Here is a 16,094-nt window from a genome sequence, read left to right as displayed (position 1 = left end):
GAGCCGCAAGGAGAACTTCGCCATGCAGGGCATATTATACGAAGAACCTTCCGTCTGGCTGTTCATTCTGGTCACCTGCATCATGGGTGGCTGGGCCGCATGGATGGCTGGCCGGGCATGCGCCAAGACATGGCGGCCAATCGCCATTCTCGTCTTCTACATGCTGCTGCTTGGCGTTGGCGTGCGTTTCATCCATTTTGCTCTCTTCGGTGGAACCATGGTTACGCTGCACTACTATATCGTCGACACTATCGTCCTTATCATCATCGGAACATTGGGGTACCGGTACACAAGGACAAACCAGATGGTGAGGCAATATCATTGGCTCTACGAAAAAGTTTCTCCTTTCGGTTGGAAGGAAAGAACAGGAGCCTGATCTATCTCGCTGATGCGAAATGAATCAGCGTGACAACCGCCGGAAAATCGGCAAATGTAGTCTTAAGCGATGCCCAGAAATCATCGCGAGGGGTTTGGTAAGTACCTAGAAAAATGGGAGTTTTCAAATGAAGAAGTCACTGTTCTCAGGCGTTGCATTTGCTGCGATGCTCGCTCTGAGCGGTCATGCCTATGCGGATGTTCTGATCGGCGTTGGTGGTCCGATGACTGGTCCGAATGCTGCATTCGGTGCCCAGTTGCAGAAGGGTGCAGAGGCAGCCGTTGCAGAAATCAATGCTGCTGGAGGCATTAATGGCGAACAGGTCAAATTGTCCCTGGGCGATGATGTTTCCGATCCGAAGCAGGGCATTTCCGTTGCCAACAAGTTCGTTGCCGACGGTGTGAAGTTCGTCGTGGGTCACTTCAACTCTGGCGTTTCTATCCCGGCATCAGAAGTTTACGCTGAAAATGGCATTCTGGAGGTTTCACCCGCTGCAACCAATCCGGTCTATACGGAGCGCGGCCTGTGGAACACATTCCGCACCTGCGGTCGTGACGATCAGCAGGGCGTTGTTGCCGGTGGTTACATTGCCGAAAAGTTCAAGGACGCCAAGGTCGCTGTCGTTCACGACAAGACTCCATATGGTCAGGGTCTGGCCGACGAAACCAAGAAGACGCTGAATGCCAAAGGCGTGACAGAAGCGCTTTATGAAGGCGTCAATGTTGGCGACAAGGACTTCTCTGCACTGATCGCCAAGGCGAAGCAGGCAGGTGTAACTGTTCTTTATTGGGGCGGTCTGCACACGGAAGCTGGTCTGATCATTCGTCAGCTTGCCGATCAGGGTCTGAAGGTTACCTTCATTTCCGGTGATGGTATCGTGTCGAACGAACTGGCTTCAATTGCAGGTGACGCTGTTGCAGGCACGTTGAACACATTCGGCCCAGATCCAAGCAAGGACCCTGCAAACAAGGAACTTGTTGAGAAGTTCCGTGCGCAGGGCTTCGAGCCTGAAGCTTACACGCTCTATTCCTATGCGGCGACACAGGCCATTGCAGCGGCAGCTACAGCAGCCAAGTCAAATGATCCAGAAACCGTAGCAAAAGCTCTTAAGGAGAATGGTCCGTTCAAGACCGTGCTCGGTGATATCGCATTCGACGAAAAGGGTGATCCCAAGCTTCCAGGCTACGTCATGTACGAATGGAAGAAGGGCGAAGACGGTAAGTACACCTACGTACAGCAGTAATACTTCTGCCTTTCATATATTAGCGAATGCCCGGTCCTGTACCGGGCATTTTGCTGTTGGAAATTTCCTGTTCCTGTGGTCAATATGTATTGTTTGCACTGCAGCAATCTTGAGCCGTCTTAAAGCATCAAATCAATTTTGATTTGCCTCTCGTTCGGAGTTTTCGTTTTGTCCATCAAGAAAATCCTCGTCGCCAATCGATCAGAAATTGCTATCCGCGTATTCCGTGCGGCCAACGAGCTTGGTTTGAAAACCGTGGCGATTTGGGCAGAAGAGGACAAACTTGCGCTCCACCGTTTTAAGGCTGATGAATCCTATCAGGTTGGGCGAGGTCCCCATCTGGCGAAAGACATGGGGCCGATCGAGAGCTATCTCTCAATTGAAGAAATTATCCGTGTTGCGCGGTTGTCCGGTGCGGATGCCATTCATCCCGGCTACGGCCTATTGTCCGAGAGCCCTGAGTTCGCCGATGCGTGTGCTGAAGCGGGCATAATATTTATCGGGCCGAAGCCGGAGACAATGCGGCGTCTTGGTAACAAGGTTGCTGCGCGTAATCTGGCGATTGAAATCGGCGTTCCAGTTGTGCCTGCGACCGATCCCCTGCCGGACGATATGGATACAGTCAAGCAGATGGCAGAGAAGATTGGTTATCCAGTCATGCTTAAGGCCTCTTGGGGCGGGGGAGGGCGCGGTATGCGCGCAATCTTCAAGCCCGAGGACATTGCTCGTGAAGTTACCGAAGGAAAGCGCGAAGCCAAGGCAGCATTTGGCAAGGATGAAGTTTATCTTGAGAAACTGGTTCAGCGCGCACGCCACGTTGAAGTGCAGATATTGGGTGATACGCATGGTAATGCGGTTCACCTGTTCGAACGAGACTGCTCGATCCAACGACGCAACCAGAAGGTGGTTGAACGTGCACCTGCTCCTTATCTGAATGAAGCGCAGCGTAAGGAAATTGCGGACTACGGACTGAAGATTGCCAAGGAAACGGCCTATATCGGTGCTGGAACCATCGAGTTCCTGATGGATGCGGATACCAATGAATTCTACTTCATTGAGGTCAACCCACGCATTCAGGTGGAGCACACAGTTACTGAAGAAGTAACAGGGATAGATATTGTCAAAGCCCAAATCCGTATTCTGGAGGGTGCCACGATTGGCACGCCGGAGTCAGGAGTGCCCGCACAACAGGACATCCGGTTGAATGGCCATGCCTTGCAGTGCCGTATCACAACGGAAGATCCGGAACAGAATTTTATCCCGGATTATGGCCGCATTACTGCTTATCGTGGCGCAACCGGCTTTGGCATTCGCCTCGACGGCGGAACGGCTTATTCAGGAGCAGTCATCACACGGTTCTATGATCCGCTGCTGGAAAAGATCACCGCCTGGTCTCCGACTGCCGAAGAAACCATACACCGCATGCATCGCGCCCTGCGTGAATTCCGTATCCGTGGTGTTGCAACGAACCTGACGTTCCTTGAAGCGATCATTACGCATCCGAAGTTCACGGACAATTCCTATACAACGAAGTTTATCGACACGACGCCGGAGCTGTTTGAACAGGTCAAACGGCAGGACCGCGCGACCAAGCTGCTGACGTATCTTGCAGACGTGACTGTTAACGGACACCCCGAGACAAAGGGACGGGCGGTCCCGCCGGCAGAAGCCGCATTACCGCGTGTTCCATTTATTGAAACGCCCATCCCGGATGGGACAAAACAGCTTCTCGATCAACTCGGGCCCAAGAAATTTGCAGAATGGATGCGTAACGAAAAACGCGCATTGTTCACAGATACTACCATGCGTGATGGACACCAGTCATTGCTTGCAACCCGCGTGCGGACTTATGACATCGCACGCGTTGCAGGCACCTATGCGCGTGCGCTCCCACAACTTTTCTCGCTCGAATGTTGGGGCGGTGCCACTTTCGATGTCGCTATGCGTTTTCTGACGGAAGATCCTTGGGAGCGCCTTGCGGAAATTCGTGAGCAGGCTCCCAATATCCTGCTGCAGATGTTGCTGCGCGGAGCCAATGGCGTCGGTTACAAAAGCTATCCAGACAATGTTGTAAAATATTTTGTCCAACAGGCAGCACGAGGCGGAATAGATGTTTTCCGTGTTTTCGACAGTTTGAACTGGGTAGAGAATATGCGGGTCAGCATGGATGCCGTGCTGGAGGAGAACAAGCTTTGCGAGGCAGCAATCTGCTATACGGGAGATATTCTAAATTCCGCCCGCCCGAAATATGATCTGAAGTATTATGTCGATCTGGCGCAACAGGTGGAGAAAGCCGGAGCGCATATTATTGCGGTCAAGGATATGGCCGGACTTTTGAAGCCCGGCGCTGCCAAGGTACTTTTCAAGGCTCTGCGCGAAGCTACCGATTTACCGCTGCACTTCCATACGCATGATACGTCTGGTATCGCTGCTGCAACCGTTCTTGCCGCTGTGGATGCGGGTGTAGATGTGGTGGATGCGGCTATGGATGCACTTTCCGGCAATACGTCGCAACCGTGCCTGGGCTCTATCGTTGAGGCCTTGAAGGGAACCGATCGCGATCCGGGACTTGATCCGGAATGGATTCGCCGGATTTCTTTCTATTGGGAAGCTGTGCGCACACAATATGCAGCATTTGAGAGCGACTTGAAGGGGCCTGCTTCCGAGGTATATCTCCACGAAATGCCGGGAGGTCAGTTCACAAATCTCAAGGAACAGGCCCGCTCGCTCGGTCTGGAGACACGCTGGCATGAAGTTGCCCAAGCCTATGCGGACGTCAACCAGATGTTCGGCGATATCGTAAAGGTAACGCCATCCTCGAAAGTGGTTGGCGATATGGCACTCATGATGGTGAGCCAGGACCTCTCTGTCAGTGATGTGAAAAACCCGGACAAAGACATTGCCTTTCCTGACTCCGTCGTATCGATGATGCGCGGCGATCTTGGTCAACCGCCTAAAGGCTGGCCAAAGGACATTCAGAAAAAGGTATTGAAAGATGAGAAGCCCTTTACCGAACGCCCGGGGGCTTTGTTAGCTGCGGCTGACCTTGCTGCAGAGCGCAAGGAGATTGAAGACAAATTGGAACGCAAAATCAGTGATCAGGAATTTGCTTCCTACCTGATGTATCCCAAAGTTTTCACCGATTTCGCAGTGACACATAATACGTACGGTCCGACCAGCGTATTGCCTACGCATGTTTATTTCTATGGTCTGGAGCAGGAAGAAGAAGTGTTCCTTACCATCGAGCGCGGGAAGACCCTGGTTGTTCGCAATCAGGCGGTTGGCGAGACCGACGAAAAAGGCATGCGCACCGTGTTCTTTGAAATGAATGGCCAGCCGCGGCGCGTCAAGGTTCCAGACCGGACACATGGTGCCACCGGCGCTGGCGTCAGGCGTAAGGCAGAGCTTACTAATGAAAAGCATGTTGGTGCCCCAATGCCAGGTATTGTTTCAACAGTCGGCGTAGCAGCGGGTCAGAAAGTCAATGCGGGCGACGTTCTTCTCTCTATCGAAGCAATGAAGATGGAAACTGCGTTGCGGGCTGAGCGAGATGGTGTTGTCGCAGAGGTTCTGGTCCGATCGGGTGATCAGATCGACGCGAAAGATCTCATGATTGTCTATGAATGAGGCGATTATCACAGTAATCATCTCAAATCCGTTCATAAATGATCAGAAAGAGTGATTTGACATCAAATTAAATCGATTTAAAGGTTTGCTCGACCTCAAATTCGAATGGCAGTGAAATCAATGGATGCTTCTGTTTATCGCAAGCGCGCCGTGTACGGCCGGTGGGCGGTCGCCTGTGCTTTCTTCTTCAATGGTTTCCTTGTGGGCAGCTGGGCTCCGCAGATTCCGGTGTTCATGACACGTTTGGACATTAGCGAGTTTACGCTTGGTCTGATGATCCTTGTTTTCGGGACCGGCGCACTTGTTGCCATGCCTTGGTGCGGCTATCTCATTGGCAAGTACGGATCACGGCTCGTTGTTAAATCCTTTGCGGTCTTTTGTTCTTTTTCTCTTTTACTTGTCGCCCTAGCTCCTAATTTGATTACCGCAGCACCTGCGCTTTTTCTTTTTGGCGCGGTTATCGGGGGCATGGATGTCGCGATGAATGCAAACGCCGTGGAAGTTGAAAAACAGCTATCGCGTGCCGTCATGTCATCGTCGCACGGCTTCTGGAGTCTCGGCGGTTTTGCCGGGGGTGCCTTGGGTGGCATTCTCATTGAGGCGCATGGACATTTGATTCACGCAATCGTCGTGACGGTGATCGCAATTGTTCTGGGGCTGGCTTCGTTCAGATATATGATCACCGAAGATGCACCCGTCGTCCATGAGAAACAGAAGTTGTCGTTTCCCACAAATCCGCTGATTTACCTGATAGGGGTGATGGCACTGTTTTCCATGGTGCCGGAAGGCTCGGTGCTGGATTGGGCTGCACTCTATTTGAAGCAGGAACGGGGAGCGGATATTGCAACAGCTGGGTTCGCGTTTGCCGCGTTCTCAGGAACAATGGCAATCATGCGGTTTCTGGGTGATGGCGTGCGCAACCGCTTTGGAGCGGTGAAAACATTACGGGTCTCGGCTCTTATCGGAGCGTCTGGACTGTTGGTAGCGAGTATTGCGCCTACGCCGTGGATAGCAATTCTTGCCTTCGCTTTCTCAGGCCTTGGTATTGCCAATATGGTGCCGATAGCATTTTCAGCGGCTGGCAATCAGCCCGGCACATCGTCTGGTGTCGCACTTAGCATGGTGACGCTGATGGGCTATTCCGGGATATTGGTCGCGCCTTCCGCTATCGGATTTGTCGGCGGGCATACAGGATTCGGACCTGTCTATATGGTGCTTGCAGCGCTTCTTGTTGTTGTTTTCTTGATGGCTAACCTCGCTGCGACTGCTGATCGAGCAAAGAGTTAGCCGGCTAGGCAGCCGGTTTTTTGCGCTGAATGAGGAAGTCGGTAACGCGCCTGCCGGGCTTCTTCTTCTTCAGACCAATATTCATTTCAGGCGCGAGTTCATCTGACAGATCAAGAGTCTCATGTTCGCCGATCGCGTCGAAATGATCTTCAAGCCAATCCTCTGCCGCCGCCCGGCCAAGATCGCGGAGATACTCCAGGAACGCCCATTCCGCATTGATTTTTGATGATGGAGAAAGACCCGCCAGTGCCTCATCCGCATCGATCCGATGCATGCGGATATTACGATATTCACCATGCTCAATTCTGCCAGCCTTGATCAAAGAGTTTACGAAAGAGATTGATCGGAATTCACGCAAAAGTGCGGCATTGAAGGTAATTTCGTCGATGCGGTCGGTAATCTCGCGGGCAGTCTTGGGGGTGCCTCTGCGCTCAATGGGATTTATCTGGATGAGCAGCACATCCTCGCAGGCGCTCGAATAGAAAAACGGAAACAGGGCTGGGTTACCGCCATAGCCACCATCCCAATAGGGCTGGCCATCAATCTCTACGGCCTGAAAAATATAGGGGAGACATGCGGATGCCATAATGACGTCAGCATTGAGTTCGCTCTGGGAGAAAACACGTAATCTGCCGCTCTCAACATTCGTTGCCGAGATGAAAAGCTTAAGTGCGGAACAGGCTTTGACCCGCTCAAAGTCGATCTCTTTCTCAACCAGATCACGGAGTGGATTCAGGTTGAGCGGATTGTACTCATAAGGCGAGAACATCCGGGTAATCTTCTCGAAAATATTGTAACCGATGCCGTTTTCGATTGACCAGTTACCGAAGAACACGTCCCAAGGAGTACGTTGGACAGGACTGAAACGTCCGCTACGCCCGACAGCACGCCAAAACTCATGAAGCTTGGCCCGTGCACCTTCGGCACCGTTCTGCGACCATCCATCTGCCAGTGCCACGGCGTTCATGGCACCGGCGCTGGTGCCGGAAATTCCTTCAATGGTCAAACGGCCATCTTCAAGAATGCGGTCAAGAACACCCCAGCTGAAGGCGCCATGGGAACCGCCACCCTGTAGCGCCACATTGATGGTTTTGGACTTGGCCATTATGCAGCAGTCCAGCCGCCGTCGACAGATATGGATGTTCCCGTAATCTGAGCCGCAGCATCGCTGGCCAAAAAGACAACCGTCGCGCCGATCTGATCGACAGTTGCAAACTCTTTGGTCGCCTGCTTTTCGAGCATGACGTCGCGAATAACCGTTTCACGGTCCATATTATGCGCCTTCATCTGATCGGGGATTTGCGCTTCAACCAGAGGCGTAAGGACGTAACCGGGGCAGATAGCGTTACTGGTGATGTGCTTTTCAGCGACTTCAAGCGCAACCGTTTTAGTAAATCCGATAACACCATGCTTTGCTGCAACATAGGCGGACTTGAAAGGGGAGGCGCGCAGGCCATGTGCCGAAGCGATATTAATGATGCGGCCCCAGCCAGCTTTCTTCATGTGCGGAAGGGCGGCGGCGGTAGTATGGAAAGCCGATGTTAAGTTGATTGCAATAATTGCATCCCATTTCTCAACCGGAAACTCGTCAACCGGTGCTACAAACTGAATACCGGCATTGTTCACCAATACATCAACAGTTCCGAATTGCTCGACGGACTTTTCGATGAGTGCACGACACTCAGCTCCATTCGACATATCTGCCTTGATATAGGAGACTGCGGTAGAGTATTTTTCGGCAAGATCTTTGGCCAATGCGTGATCTTCCGGGCGGTCCGTAAACGAATTTATCACAACATTATAACCAGCGGCTGCAAGTGCGTGTGCAGCGCCGAGACCAATACCTGAATTAGAACCCGTAACGATAGCTGTCTTTTTGGCCATGATTTAAGCTTCCTGAGCTGCAATATGTTTCTGGTTGAGCATGGCTGGAATATATTGCATTGCAGCAAAATTACTAGGTTTGGATCATGAACACTTTGTCATGCGGATTTTTTGCCAGCAGGGTAGGACAATACGGTAAGGTTGCATGGTGTTGACAAATGGCCGTGTCTGCGCCACCTGAACAGCATCTCTGGAGCTTGATAATGTCCGACTATATTTCGCAACCCTTTGCCCGGCGCTCGTCGATTGGTGTCGATGTGGGCGGTGTAATGGTTGGCGGCGGTGCCCCCGTTGTGGTTCAGTCCATGACGAATACCGATACGGCGGATGTCGACGGAACGGTTGCGCAGGTTGCAGCTCTTTCCCGGGCAGGTTCCCAGATCGTCCGTATTACTGTTGATCGTGATGAATCAGCTGCCGCAGTTCCGCGTATTCGCGAACGGCTCGACAGGCTTGGCCTGAATGTACCACTTGTCGGAGACTTTCATTATATCGGGCACAAGTTGCTTGCCGACCATCCAGCCTGTGCCGAGGCTTTGGCCAAGTATCGCATCAATCCGGGAAATGTAGGCTTTAAAGACAAAAAAGATGCGCAGTTCGGTGCCATTATTGAAATGGCTGTCCGTTATGACAAACCTGTGCGCATCGGTGTCAATTGGGGATCGCTGGACCAGGAGTTGCTTACGGCCCTGATGGACAAGAACAGCGCAGCAGGTTCGCCACTTACGGCTGAGGCTGTGGTGCGTGAAGCAATCGTTCAATCAGCGCTTATTTCTTCACAACTGGCAGAGGAAATCGGACTGCCGCGTTCGAAGATCATTCTGTCCGCCAAGGTAAGCCAAGTGCAGGATTTAATCGCCGTCTACGCTGAGTTGGCCCGCCGCTGCGATCATGCTTTGCACCTAGGACTAACAGAAGCTGGCATGGGGACCAAAGGCATAGTGGCTTCGTCGGCGGCCATGGGTATTCTCCTGCAACAGGGAATTGGCGATACAATACGTATTTCACTGACGCCAGAGCCCGGCGGAGACCGTACGAGAGAAGTGCAGGTAGCACAGGAATTGCTGCAGACGATGGGCTTTCGGCAGTTCATTCCTATCGTTGCCGCATGCCCCGGATGCGGACGCACAACCTCAACAGTGTTTCAGGAACTGGCGCAGTCCATTCAAAGCGATATCAGAACAAATATGCCGATATGGCGCGAGAAATACCCTGGTGTTGAAGCGCTGAACGTGGCCGTCATGGGGTGTATCGTCAATGGTCCGGGCGAATCCAAGATGGCTGATATAGGCATATCTCTCCCCGGAACAGGTGAAACGCCTTCGGCCCCAGTATTTGTGGATGGCAAAAAGGTTGCGACATTGCGTGGGACGGGTATCGCTCAGGAGTTCCAGAAGATGGTTGCCGACTATATTGAAAACCGTTTCGGCCACGGCAATCAGGCAGCTGAATAATTTTAGTTTTTTCGCTCGGCGATAAAGCGTGCTGCCTCTTTCAAAAGAGCTGCTTTTTCACCAAAAGGCTCAAGCAGCTGCTGTGCCTGCTCAACAAGGCCTGAGAGCTGTTGCTTTGTCCATTCGATCCCGTGAATTGAAACCAGTGTCGCTTTGCCGGCTGCTGCATCCTTGCCAGTCGCTTTACCCATATTTCCGGCATCCGATGTTACGTCCAGAAGATCATCAGCGAGTTGGAACGCCAGTCCTATGGCAGAACCGTATTCGGCAAGACGTTCGCGCTCACGCAGATCAGCATTGCCAATAATAGCACCCGATTCGCAGGCAAATCTTATGAGCGCGCCAGTTTTCATTGCCTGAAGCCGAATGATGCCTTGTTCATCAGGCTTCACTTTTTCAGCTTCCAGATCGAGTGTCTGGCCGCCGGTCATGCCACCGATTCCGGCTGCCCGAGCTAGCTCGGTTATAAGCGAAGCACGCGCCAGCGGGCTGAGTTCAGTTTCTTCGCTGGCAATAAGTTCGAATGCGTAGGTTAGGAGACTGTCACCAGCAAGTATTGCGGCAGCTTCATCGAACTTGCGATGAACGGTGGGTTGGCCTCGGCGCAAGTCGTCATTGTCCATGGCGGGAAGGTCGTCATGGACGAGAGAATAACTATGTATACATTCGAGCGCGGCAGCGACGCGCAAAGCAGCCGAATTGTCGGCTTCAAACAGGGCTGCGCTTTCCATGACCAGAAAGGGGCGAAGCCGTTTGCCACCATTGAGCACTCCATGCCTCATTGCTGCGAGCAATCTTGGGGGACGTGCAATTTCACCACTACGTGGTTGGTCAGACAAAAGCTCCGACAGCGCCATCTCTACGGATGCTGCGCGTTGTTGCAAACTTTGCTGAAAAAGCGAGAAACCATTGTCGTTCATGGCTGCTCAATGATCAATAAATAGTCTTTGGGTCAAGCACCGGATAAATTTTCTGTTCATTTTGTAAATGCAGAGCAGAATTTCGCAGAAAGAATTCCCTTCTGCTTCCTGATGCTCTATGTCCGAGGTGGCAATTCAAGCGGAAGGTCTACGTGGCAAGAGTTCTGGTCAGAAACAAACGGGGCAGGGGATATCTTGTCGATCCCGGGCGCTCGCCGTTAGGGCGAGTTATGCGCTATTTGGTTTTGACGGGCATAATACTCATTATGTTGCCTCTTATTCTGCTTTGCCTATATCGGCTGCCCTTTGTGCATCCGATTTCAACTTTGATGGTCAAAGATCTCGTCACATTCTCAGGGTATGATCGTCAGTGGGTGTCCATCGATGACATATCACCAACGCTCGTCAATTCGGTAATGATGTCCGAGGATGCCAAGTTCTGCTCCCATTCCGGTGTTGATTGGGATGCATTGAACTCAGTGGTTTCCGATACGATTGATGGGGAACAGACACGAGGCGCTTCGACTATACCCATGCAGACAGCCAAGAACCTGTTTTTATGGAACAGCCGCTCTTTTATTCGCAAAGGACTCGAAGTGCCGCTGGCCGTCATGACAGACCTTATATTGCCTAAGCGGCGCTTGATGGAAGTCTATCTCAACATTGCGGAATGGGGACCGGGAATTTACGGCATCGAGGCTGCAGCGCAGCATCATTTCAAGACCAGTGCCGCTAAACTATCTGCACGTCAGGCAGCCTATCTTGCAGTCACCCTGCCCAACCCGATCATGCGAAATCCGGCTAAACCTGGTCGTGGCCTGCAAATGCTGGCAAGGGTTAATGAGCGCCGTGCGCGTGCCGCGGGGGCTTATGTTGGATGCGTGGGATAGGTGCTAATAACACGCGATTGCCTTCTTTAACGGGTTCATGACAAAAAATATAAGAGTCACGCTGGTCAAAAGCTCTTAGGCGGTGTATAGCCCAGCCGAACTTTCCGGATTTTTGTCCATTGTGACAGGCTCAATTGGGCCAGTGCCGGATTTTGACTGATTACTGGAGCTGGAACAATGGCTGTACCTAAACGAAAAACTTCTCCGTCGAAGCGCGGCATGCGCCGTTCCGCTGACGCGTTGAAGGCACCGACATATGTCGAAGACAAGAATTCAGGCGAGCTGCGCCGCCCACACCATGTCGATCTGAAGACCGGCATGTATCGTGGCCGTCAGGTGTTGACGCCTAAAGAAGGCTGATTTTTCCTTCGAAAGCATGCTAAAAGGACCGGCCATGTGCCGGTCCTTTTATTTTAGGACCAGCGGCTTTTGTGGGAGATTGCTTCGTGATTTCGAATATACCGTTGATGATTGTGCCGCTTGTTGTATTCAATCTGGTTATTGCCGGGTTGGCTGGCATTGGTGGCGCTGACCCTTGGGCCACGCAGCTTTATTCGATGCAGATGCTGTCTGGGGGCAATTGGATCATGACGCTCGGCGACTTAATGATCGTTTTGTCGCTTGCATTGCTGTTCTTCGAAATCATGAAATCGACGCGCACGAGCAACGCTTCCGTTGTTGATCACCTACTCTCGACATTTGTCTTTGTTGCGTTTCTGGTCGAATTTTTGCTTGTGCCAAGTGCATCGCACTCGCTGTTCTTCATTCTCATGGCGATGGCGTTTTTCGATATCCTTGCTGGCTTTACAGTATCGCTACGCTCGGCGGGCCGTGATGTGAACTTCCGCTAGGGAGATTGCTTCAACTCGATTTCAATGAAGGCGTATTCGCCATCATTTGCGTTTATGACATCGTGTTCCACGCCTTCGGATCGAAAATAGGGAACACCCTTCGTCATCTCGGCTATTGAATCTCCGTCCTTGGTGACGAGTTTCACTTTGCCGTCCATCAACGGCACCACGACATAGTCGTGACCGTGACGATGCCAACCCGTATTATCTCCGACGCCAAACCGGTATTCGGTCACGATTACTTTTTCATTGTCGATGAAAACGGTTGCCTTGGCCGATCCGGTCATTATTCCTCCCGAATATCCCTCGGAAATTATTTGTCGAAAGAATCCAGTTTACGCTGCATGGCAGCAATCTGCTCTTTCAGTTCATTTAAACCCGAGCCATCGGCTGCTTGCTCTGTCGCATTACTCTCGTCAGGTGCGGCAGCGTCTGCTGACTTACTAAGTGGAAACGGAGTGAACATCTTCATCGCATGCTGCAGCATTTCAGTGTTACGGCGAACCTGTTCTTCTACCAACTTGATAGGGGTGCTGACATTCATCATGTCGATGGGCGACTTGCCAAAAGCAGTCGTAATTTGCTCGCGCATACGCTCTTGCTCTTTGGCAAAAGCCGACATGGATTGCTCAAGAAACGTTGGAAGAACAACCTGCATCTGATCGCCATAATAAGCAATCAACTGGCGCAGAAAGGGGATCGGCAGCATATTCTGGCCGTCTTTGTTCTCCAATTCGAAGATGATCTGCGTCAGAACTGAGTGAGTTATATCTTCGCTTGTCTTGGCATCCTGTACGGTGAAATCTTCATTTCGCTTAACCATGCCCGCCAGGTCTTCTAATGTTACATAGGTGCTTGTACCCGTGTTGTAGAGACGTCGGTTGGCGTACTTCTTGATGATGATTTCGCCGGTCTTCGCTGCCATTACTTAACTCCCCAAGCATATCCCATTGCCGAACTTACGCGCCAGCTTGACGGTAGATCACAAAGGATAGGGGCAAAGCGCATCATTTCAAAGTGATTTGTGCACCGCATACAACCGGTTACCAGCAAAGTTATGCTGCACTGCGGCAAGGATAATTCCTTCTCAAGACCAATTGGGCCCTTGTCAAATGTCTGAAGGGAGGGAATTCTGTTTGTTAGAAGTATTTTGAATTGAGCATTACAAAATGAGGAAACGTTTATGACCCAATCAATCGTTATCGCCAGCGCAGCACGTACCCCCGTAGGCTCCTTCAATGGCGCGTTTGCCAATGTGCCTGCGCATGAGTTGGGCGCCGCGGTTATAAAAGAGGTGCTCAGTCGTGCTGGTGTCGAGGGCGCAGATGTAGACGAAGTGATCATGGGTCAGGTGCTTGGTGCGGGCGAGGGGCAAAATCCGGCGCGGCAGGCTGCCATGGAGGCTGGTATCCCGCAGGAGGCGACAGCGTGGGGTTTGAACCAGCTCTGTGGTTCGGGTTTGCGTGCGGTAGCTTTGGGCATGCAGCAAATCGCTACTGGCGATGCCAACATCATTGTTGCCGGTGGTCAGGAGTCCATGTCCATGGCACCGCATTGCGCGCATTTGCGCGGCGGCGTCAAAATGGGCGATTTCAAGATGATCGACACCATGATCAAGGATGGCCTGACGGATGCCTTCCACGGCTATCACATGGGCATCACCGCTGAAAACATCGCCCGCAAATGGCAGTTAACGCGCGAAGATCAGGATAACTTTGCCCTCGCTTCGCAAAACAAGGCCGAGGCGGCGCAAAAGGCCGGACGCTTCAAAGACGAGATCGTTCCGTTCACCATCAAAACCCGTAAAGGCGATGTGGTTGTTGCTGATGATGAGTATATCCGTCATGGCGCTACGCTGGAATCGCTTTCGAAGCTGCGGCCGGCCTTTGACAAGGAAGGAACGGTGACTGCTGGCAACGCCTCGGGTCTGAACGATGGTGCAGCCGCCGTAGTGCTCATGAGTGAAGAAGAGGCCAAGCGCCGTGGTATCAAGCCGCTGGCTCGTATCGTTTCTTGGGCAACAGCAGGTGTTGATCCGGCAATTATGGGAACCGGCCCTATCCCAGCCTCCCGCAAAGCTCTCGAAAAAGCCGGTTGGAAGGCAGAAGATCTTGATTTGGTGGAAGCAAATGAAGCCTTTGCGGCTCAAGCTTGTGCGGTCAACAAAGATCTCGGCTTCAATCCCGATATCGTTAATGTCAACGGTGGAGCGATCGCCATAGGTCATCCGATCGGCGCTTCCGGTGCACGTGTCCTCAACACGTTGCTTTTCGAATTGAAGCGGCGCAACGGCACCAAAGGCCTTGCCACGTTGTGTATTGGTGGCGGTATGGGCGTAGCGCTCTGCATTGAACGCGTGAAGGATTAATTGAAAATCTTGCCGGCTTTGCGTTAGCAAGGCCGGTATTTTGCAGGGAGCAAATCGCCCTCTGCGCAAGTGACTTATTGACTGTGTTTAAGCGAGATTATTTCAGGGAGGGGAAACATGACCAAAACAGCAATCGTAACTGGTGGTACGCGCGGCATTGGTGCAGCGATTAGTATTGCCTTGAAGGCTGCTGGCTACAAAGTTGCCGCTAGTTATGCCGGCAATGACGAAGCCGCGAAGAAATTCAGTGATAAGACAGGCATAGCCACCTACAAATGGGATGTGTCGAGCTACGATGAATGTACTGCCGGTATTGCCAAGGTCGAGGCAGACCTTGGGCCAGTTTCCGTACTGGTAAACAATGCAGGTATTACGCGCGATGCGATGTTTCACAAGCTCACGCCCGGGCAATGGAGCGATGTGATCAACACCAATCTGAATGGCCTGTTCAACATGACTCATCCAATCTGGACGGGGATGAGGGATCGCAAGTTCGGTCGCATCATCAATATATCGTCGATCAATGGTCAAAAGGGCCAGGCCGGTCAGGTAAATTACTCGGCTGCCAAGGCGGGTGATATCGGCTTCACAAAAGCTCTGGCACAGGAAGGTGCTCGCGCCGGGATTACGGTCAATGCGATTTGCCCCGGCTACATTGGAACCGAGATGGTGCGGGCAATTGACGAAAAGGTTTTGAACGAGCGGATCATTCCGCAAATCCCGGTTGGACGCCTTGGGGAGCCAGAAGAAGTGGCGCGCTGTGTGGTTTTCCTCGCGTCTGACGAATCCGGTTTTATAACGGGCTCGACACTTTCGGCTAATGGCGGACAATATTTAAGTTAACCAGTTTTGCCGCGTATCCCCGGATGCGCGGCAAATCCTGGCACCTACGGAATCTCATCCTAAAATGAAACTTGACTCAAGATTAAAATTGACAGTGATGGCTAAAAGCCAAGAGTTAATTTTTTCACGAAATTTAGCTCTCTAGCGAGTCGGGCGATTCAGTATGTGGTATTCTTACCCCAAAGAAAATCTACATATGGCCGTGAACAAATCAGGAATCTGGTCCTAAAGCTGATTCGTAGCTGATTCGTTCTGCTCGCGTTCTATTTCTTAACGGTACATTCCGTGAATCGATTAATGATTGTTTATCTGGATTGGGCCACATACCTTCTGTAGATGCTGAGAATGCTG

At 51.9% G+C, this 16,094-nt stretch carries 15 protein-coding genes; 10 read left to right on the top strand and 5 right to left on the bottom strand.

Annotated features, from left to right (window positions below; genetic code table 11):
* The first annotated feature begins 22 nt into the window (after positions 1–22).
* From ABKW30_RS01690 to ABKW30_RS01675, 4 genes are all read left to right on the top strand, one after another.
* A complete protein-coding gene (locus tag ABKW30_RS01690) occupies positions 23–376 on the top strand; it encodes a DUF6867 family protein (protein WP_348596291.1) in 354 nt (117 codons plus the stop codon).
* Between the two features lie 127 nt (positions 377–503).
* Complete coding sequence (locus ABKW30_RS01685) at positions 504–1,619, top strand: branched-chain amino acid ABC transporter substrate-binding protein (RefSeq protein WP_348596290.1); 1,116 nt, start codon at positions 504–506, stop codon at positions 1,617–1,619.
* 168 nt (positions 1,620–1,787) lie between these two features.
* Positions 1,788–5,246 (top strand): pyruvate carboxylase, encoded by a 3,459-nt coding sequence (pyc, locus tag ABKW30_RS01680; RefSeq protein ID WP_348596289.1) that lies wholly within the window; start codon positions 1,788–1,790, stop codon positions 5,244–5,246.
* A gap of 120 nt (positions 5,247–5,366) precedes the next feature.
* On the top strand, positions 5,367–6,533 hold the full coding sequence (locus ABKW30_RS01675) for an MFS transporter (protein WP_348596288.1): 1,167 nt from the start codon (positions 5,367–5,369) through the stop codon (positions 6,531–6,533).
* Positions 6,534–6,537: 4 nt separating this feature from the next.
* On the opposite strand, the gene ABKW30_RS01670 is transcribed toward ABKW30_RS01675, so the two are convergent.
* Positions 6,538–7,638: a patatin-like phospholipase family protein gene (locus ABKW30_RS01670; RefSeq protein WP_348596287.1), complete on the bottom strand. Its 1,101-nt coding sequence runs from the start codon at positions 7,636–7,638 to the stop codon at positions 6,538–6,540.
* A complete protein-coding gene (locus tag ABKW30_RS01665; RefSeq protein WP_348596286.1) occupies positions 7,638–8,417 on the bottom strand; it encodes a 3-hydroxybutyrate dehydrogenase in 780 nt (259 codons plus the stop codon). The genes ABKW30_RS01670 and ABKW30_RS01665 overlap by 1 nt, the downstream gene beginning before the upstream one ends.
* A 203-nt stretch (positions 8,418–8,620) precedes the next feature.
* On the opposite strand from ABKW30_RS01665, the gene ispG reads away from it, so the two are divergent.
* Entirely contained in the window at positions 8,621–9,871 is a 1,251-nt protein-coding gene (ispG, locus tag ABKW30_RS01660; protein ID WP_348596285.1) for a flavodoxin-dependent (E)-4-hydroxy-3-methylbut-2-enyl-diphosphate synthase, read from the top strand.
* 2 nt (positions 9,872–9,873) lie between these two features.
* Here ispG and ABKW30_RS01655 read toward each other — a convergent pair whose 3' ends face one another.
* On the bottom strand, positions 9,874–10,791 hold the full coding sequence (locus ABKW30_RS01655) for a polyprenyl synthetase family protein (protein ID WP_348596284.1): 918 nt from the start codon (positions 10,789–10,791) through the stop codon (positions 9,874–9,876).
* Positions 10,792–11,021: 230 nt separating this feature from the next.
* Between ABKW30_RS01655 and mtgA the strand changes: the two genes are divergently transcribed.
* The 3 genes from mtgA to ABKW30_RS01640 all read left to right on the top strand — a co-directional run bounded on the left by mtgA (position 11,022) and on the right by ABKW30_RS01640 (position 12,532).
* Complete coding sequence (gene mtgA, locus ABKW30_RS01650) at positions 11,022–11,681, top strand: monofunctional biosynthetic peptidoglycan transglycosylase (RefSeq protein ID WP_348597565.1); 660 nt, start codon at positions 11,022–11,024, stop codon at positions 11,679–11,681.
* Positions 11,682–11,858: 177 nt separating this feature from the next.
* Positions 11,859–12,041, top strand: a complete 183-nt coding sequence (gene rpmF / locus ABKW30_RS01645; protein ID WP_008121851.1) for a 50S ribosomal protein L32 — start codon at positions 11,859–11,861, stop codon at positions 12,039–12,041.
* Between the two features lie 86 nt (positions 12,042–12,127).
* The gene (locus ABKW30_RS01640; RefSeq protein WP_348596283.1) at positions 12,128–12,532 is read left to right on the top strand and encodes a hypothetical protein; all 405 of its coding nucleotides are present in this window, start codon (positions 12,128–12,130) and stop codon (positions 12,530–12,532) included.
* Here the strand turns inward: ABKW30_RS01640 and ABKW30_RS01635 are convergent.
* Both ABKW30_RS01635 and phaR read right to left on the bottom strand, forming a co-directional pair.
* Positions 12,529–12,819: a cupin domain-containing protein gene (locus ABKW30_RS01635; RefSeq protein ID WP_348596282.1), complete on the bottom strand. Its 291-nt coding sequence runs from the start codon at positions 12,817–12,819 to the stop codon at positions 12,529–12,531. The genes ABKW30_RS01640 and ABKW30_RS01635 overlap by 4 nt on opposite strands.
* A gap of 26 nt (positions 12,820–12,845) precedes the next feature.
* The gene (phaR, locus tag ABKW30_RS01630) at positions 12,846–13,457 is read right to left on the bottom strand and encodes a polyhydroxyalkanoate synthesis repressor PhaR (RefSeq protein WP_348596281.1); all 612 of its coding nucleotides are present in this window, start codon (positions 13,455–13,457) and stop codon (positions 12,846–12,848) included.
* Positions 13,458–13,715: 258 nt separating this feature from the next.
* On the opposite strand from phaR, the gene ABKW30_RS01625 reads away from it, so the two are divergent.
* Together ABKW30_RS01625 and ABKW30_RS01620 are read left to right on the top strand one after the other, a co-directional pair.
* Positions 13,716–14,900 (top strand): acetyl-CoA C-acetyltransferase, encoded by a 1,185-nt coding sequence (locus tag ABKW30_RS01625; protein WP_348596280.1) that lies wholly within the window; start codon positions 13,716–13,718, stop codon positions 14,898–14,900.
* Between the two features lie 117 nt (positions 14,901–15,017).
* A complete protein-coding gene (locus tag ABKW30_RS01620) occupies positions 15,018–15,743 on the top strand; it encodes a beta-ketoacyl-ACP reductase (protein ID WP_348596279.1) in 726 nt (241 codons plus the stop codon).
* Positions 15,744–16,094: the final 351 nt, after the last annotated feature.

Origin of the sequence: Phyllobacterium sp. SB3, assembly GCF_040009165.1 — a bacterium.
Classification (GTDB): domain Bacteria; phylum Pseudomonadota; class Alphaproteobacteria; order Rhizobiales; family Rhizobiaceae; genus Phyllobacterium.
Note: the sequence above shows the minus strand (reverse complement) of the source record. Positions and strands in the feature narration are given on the sequence as shown.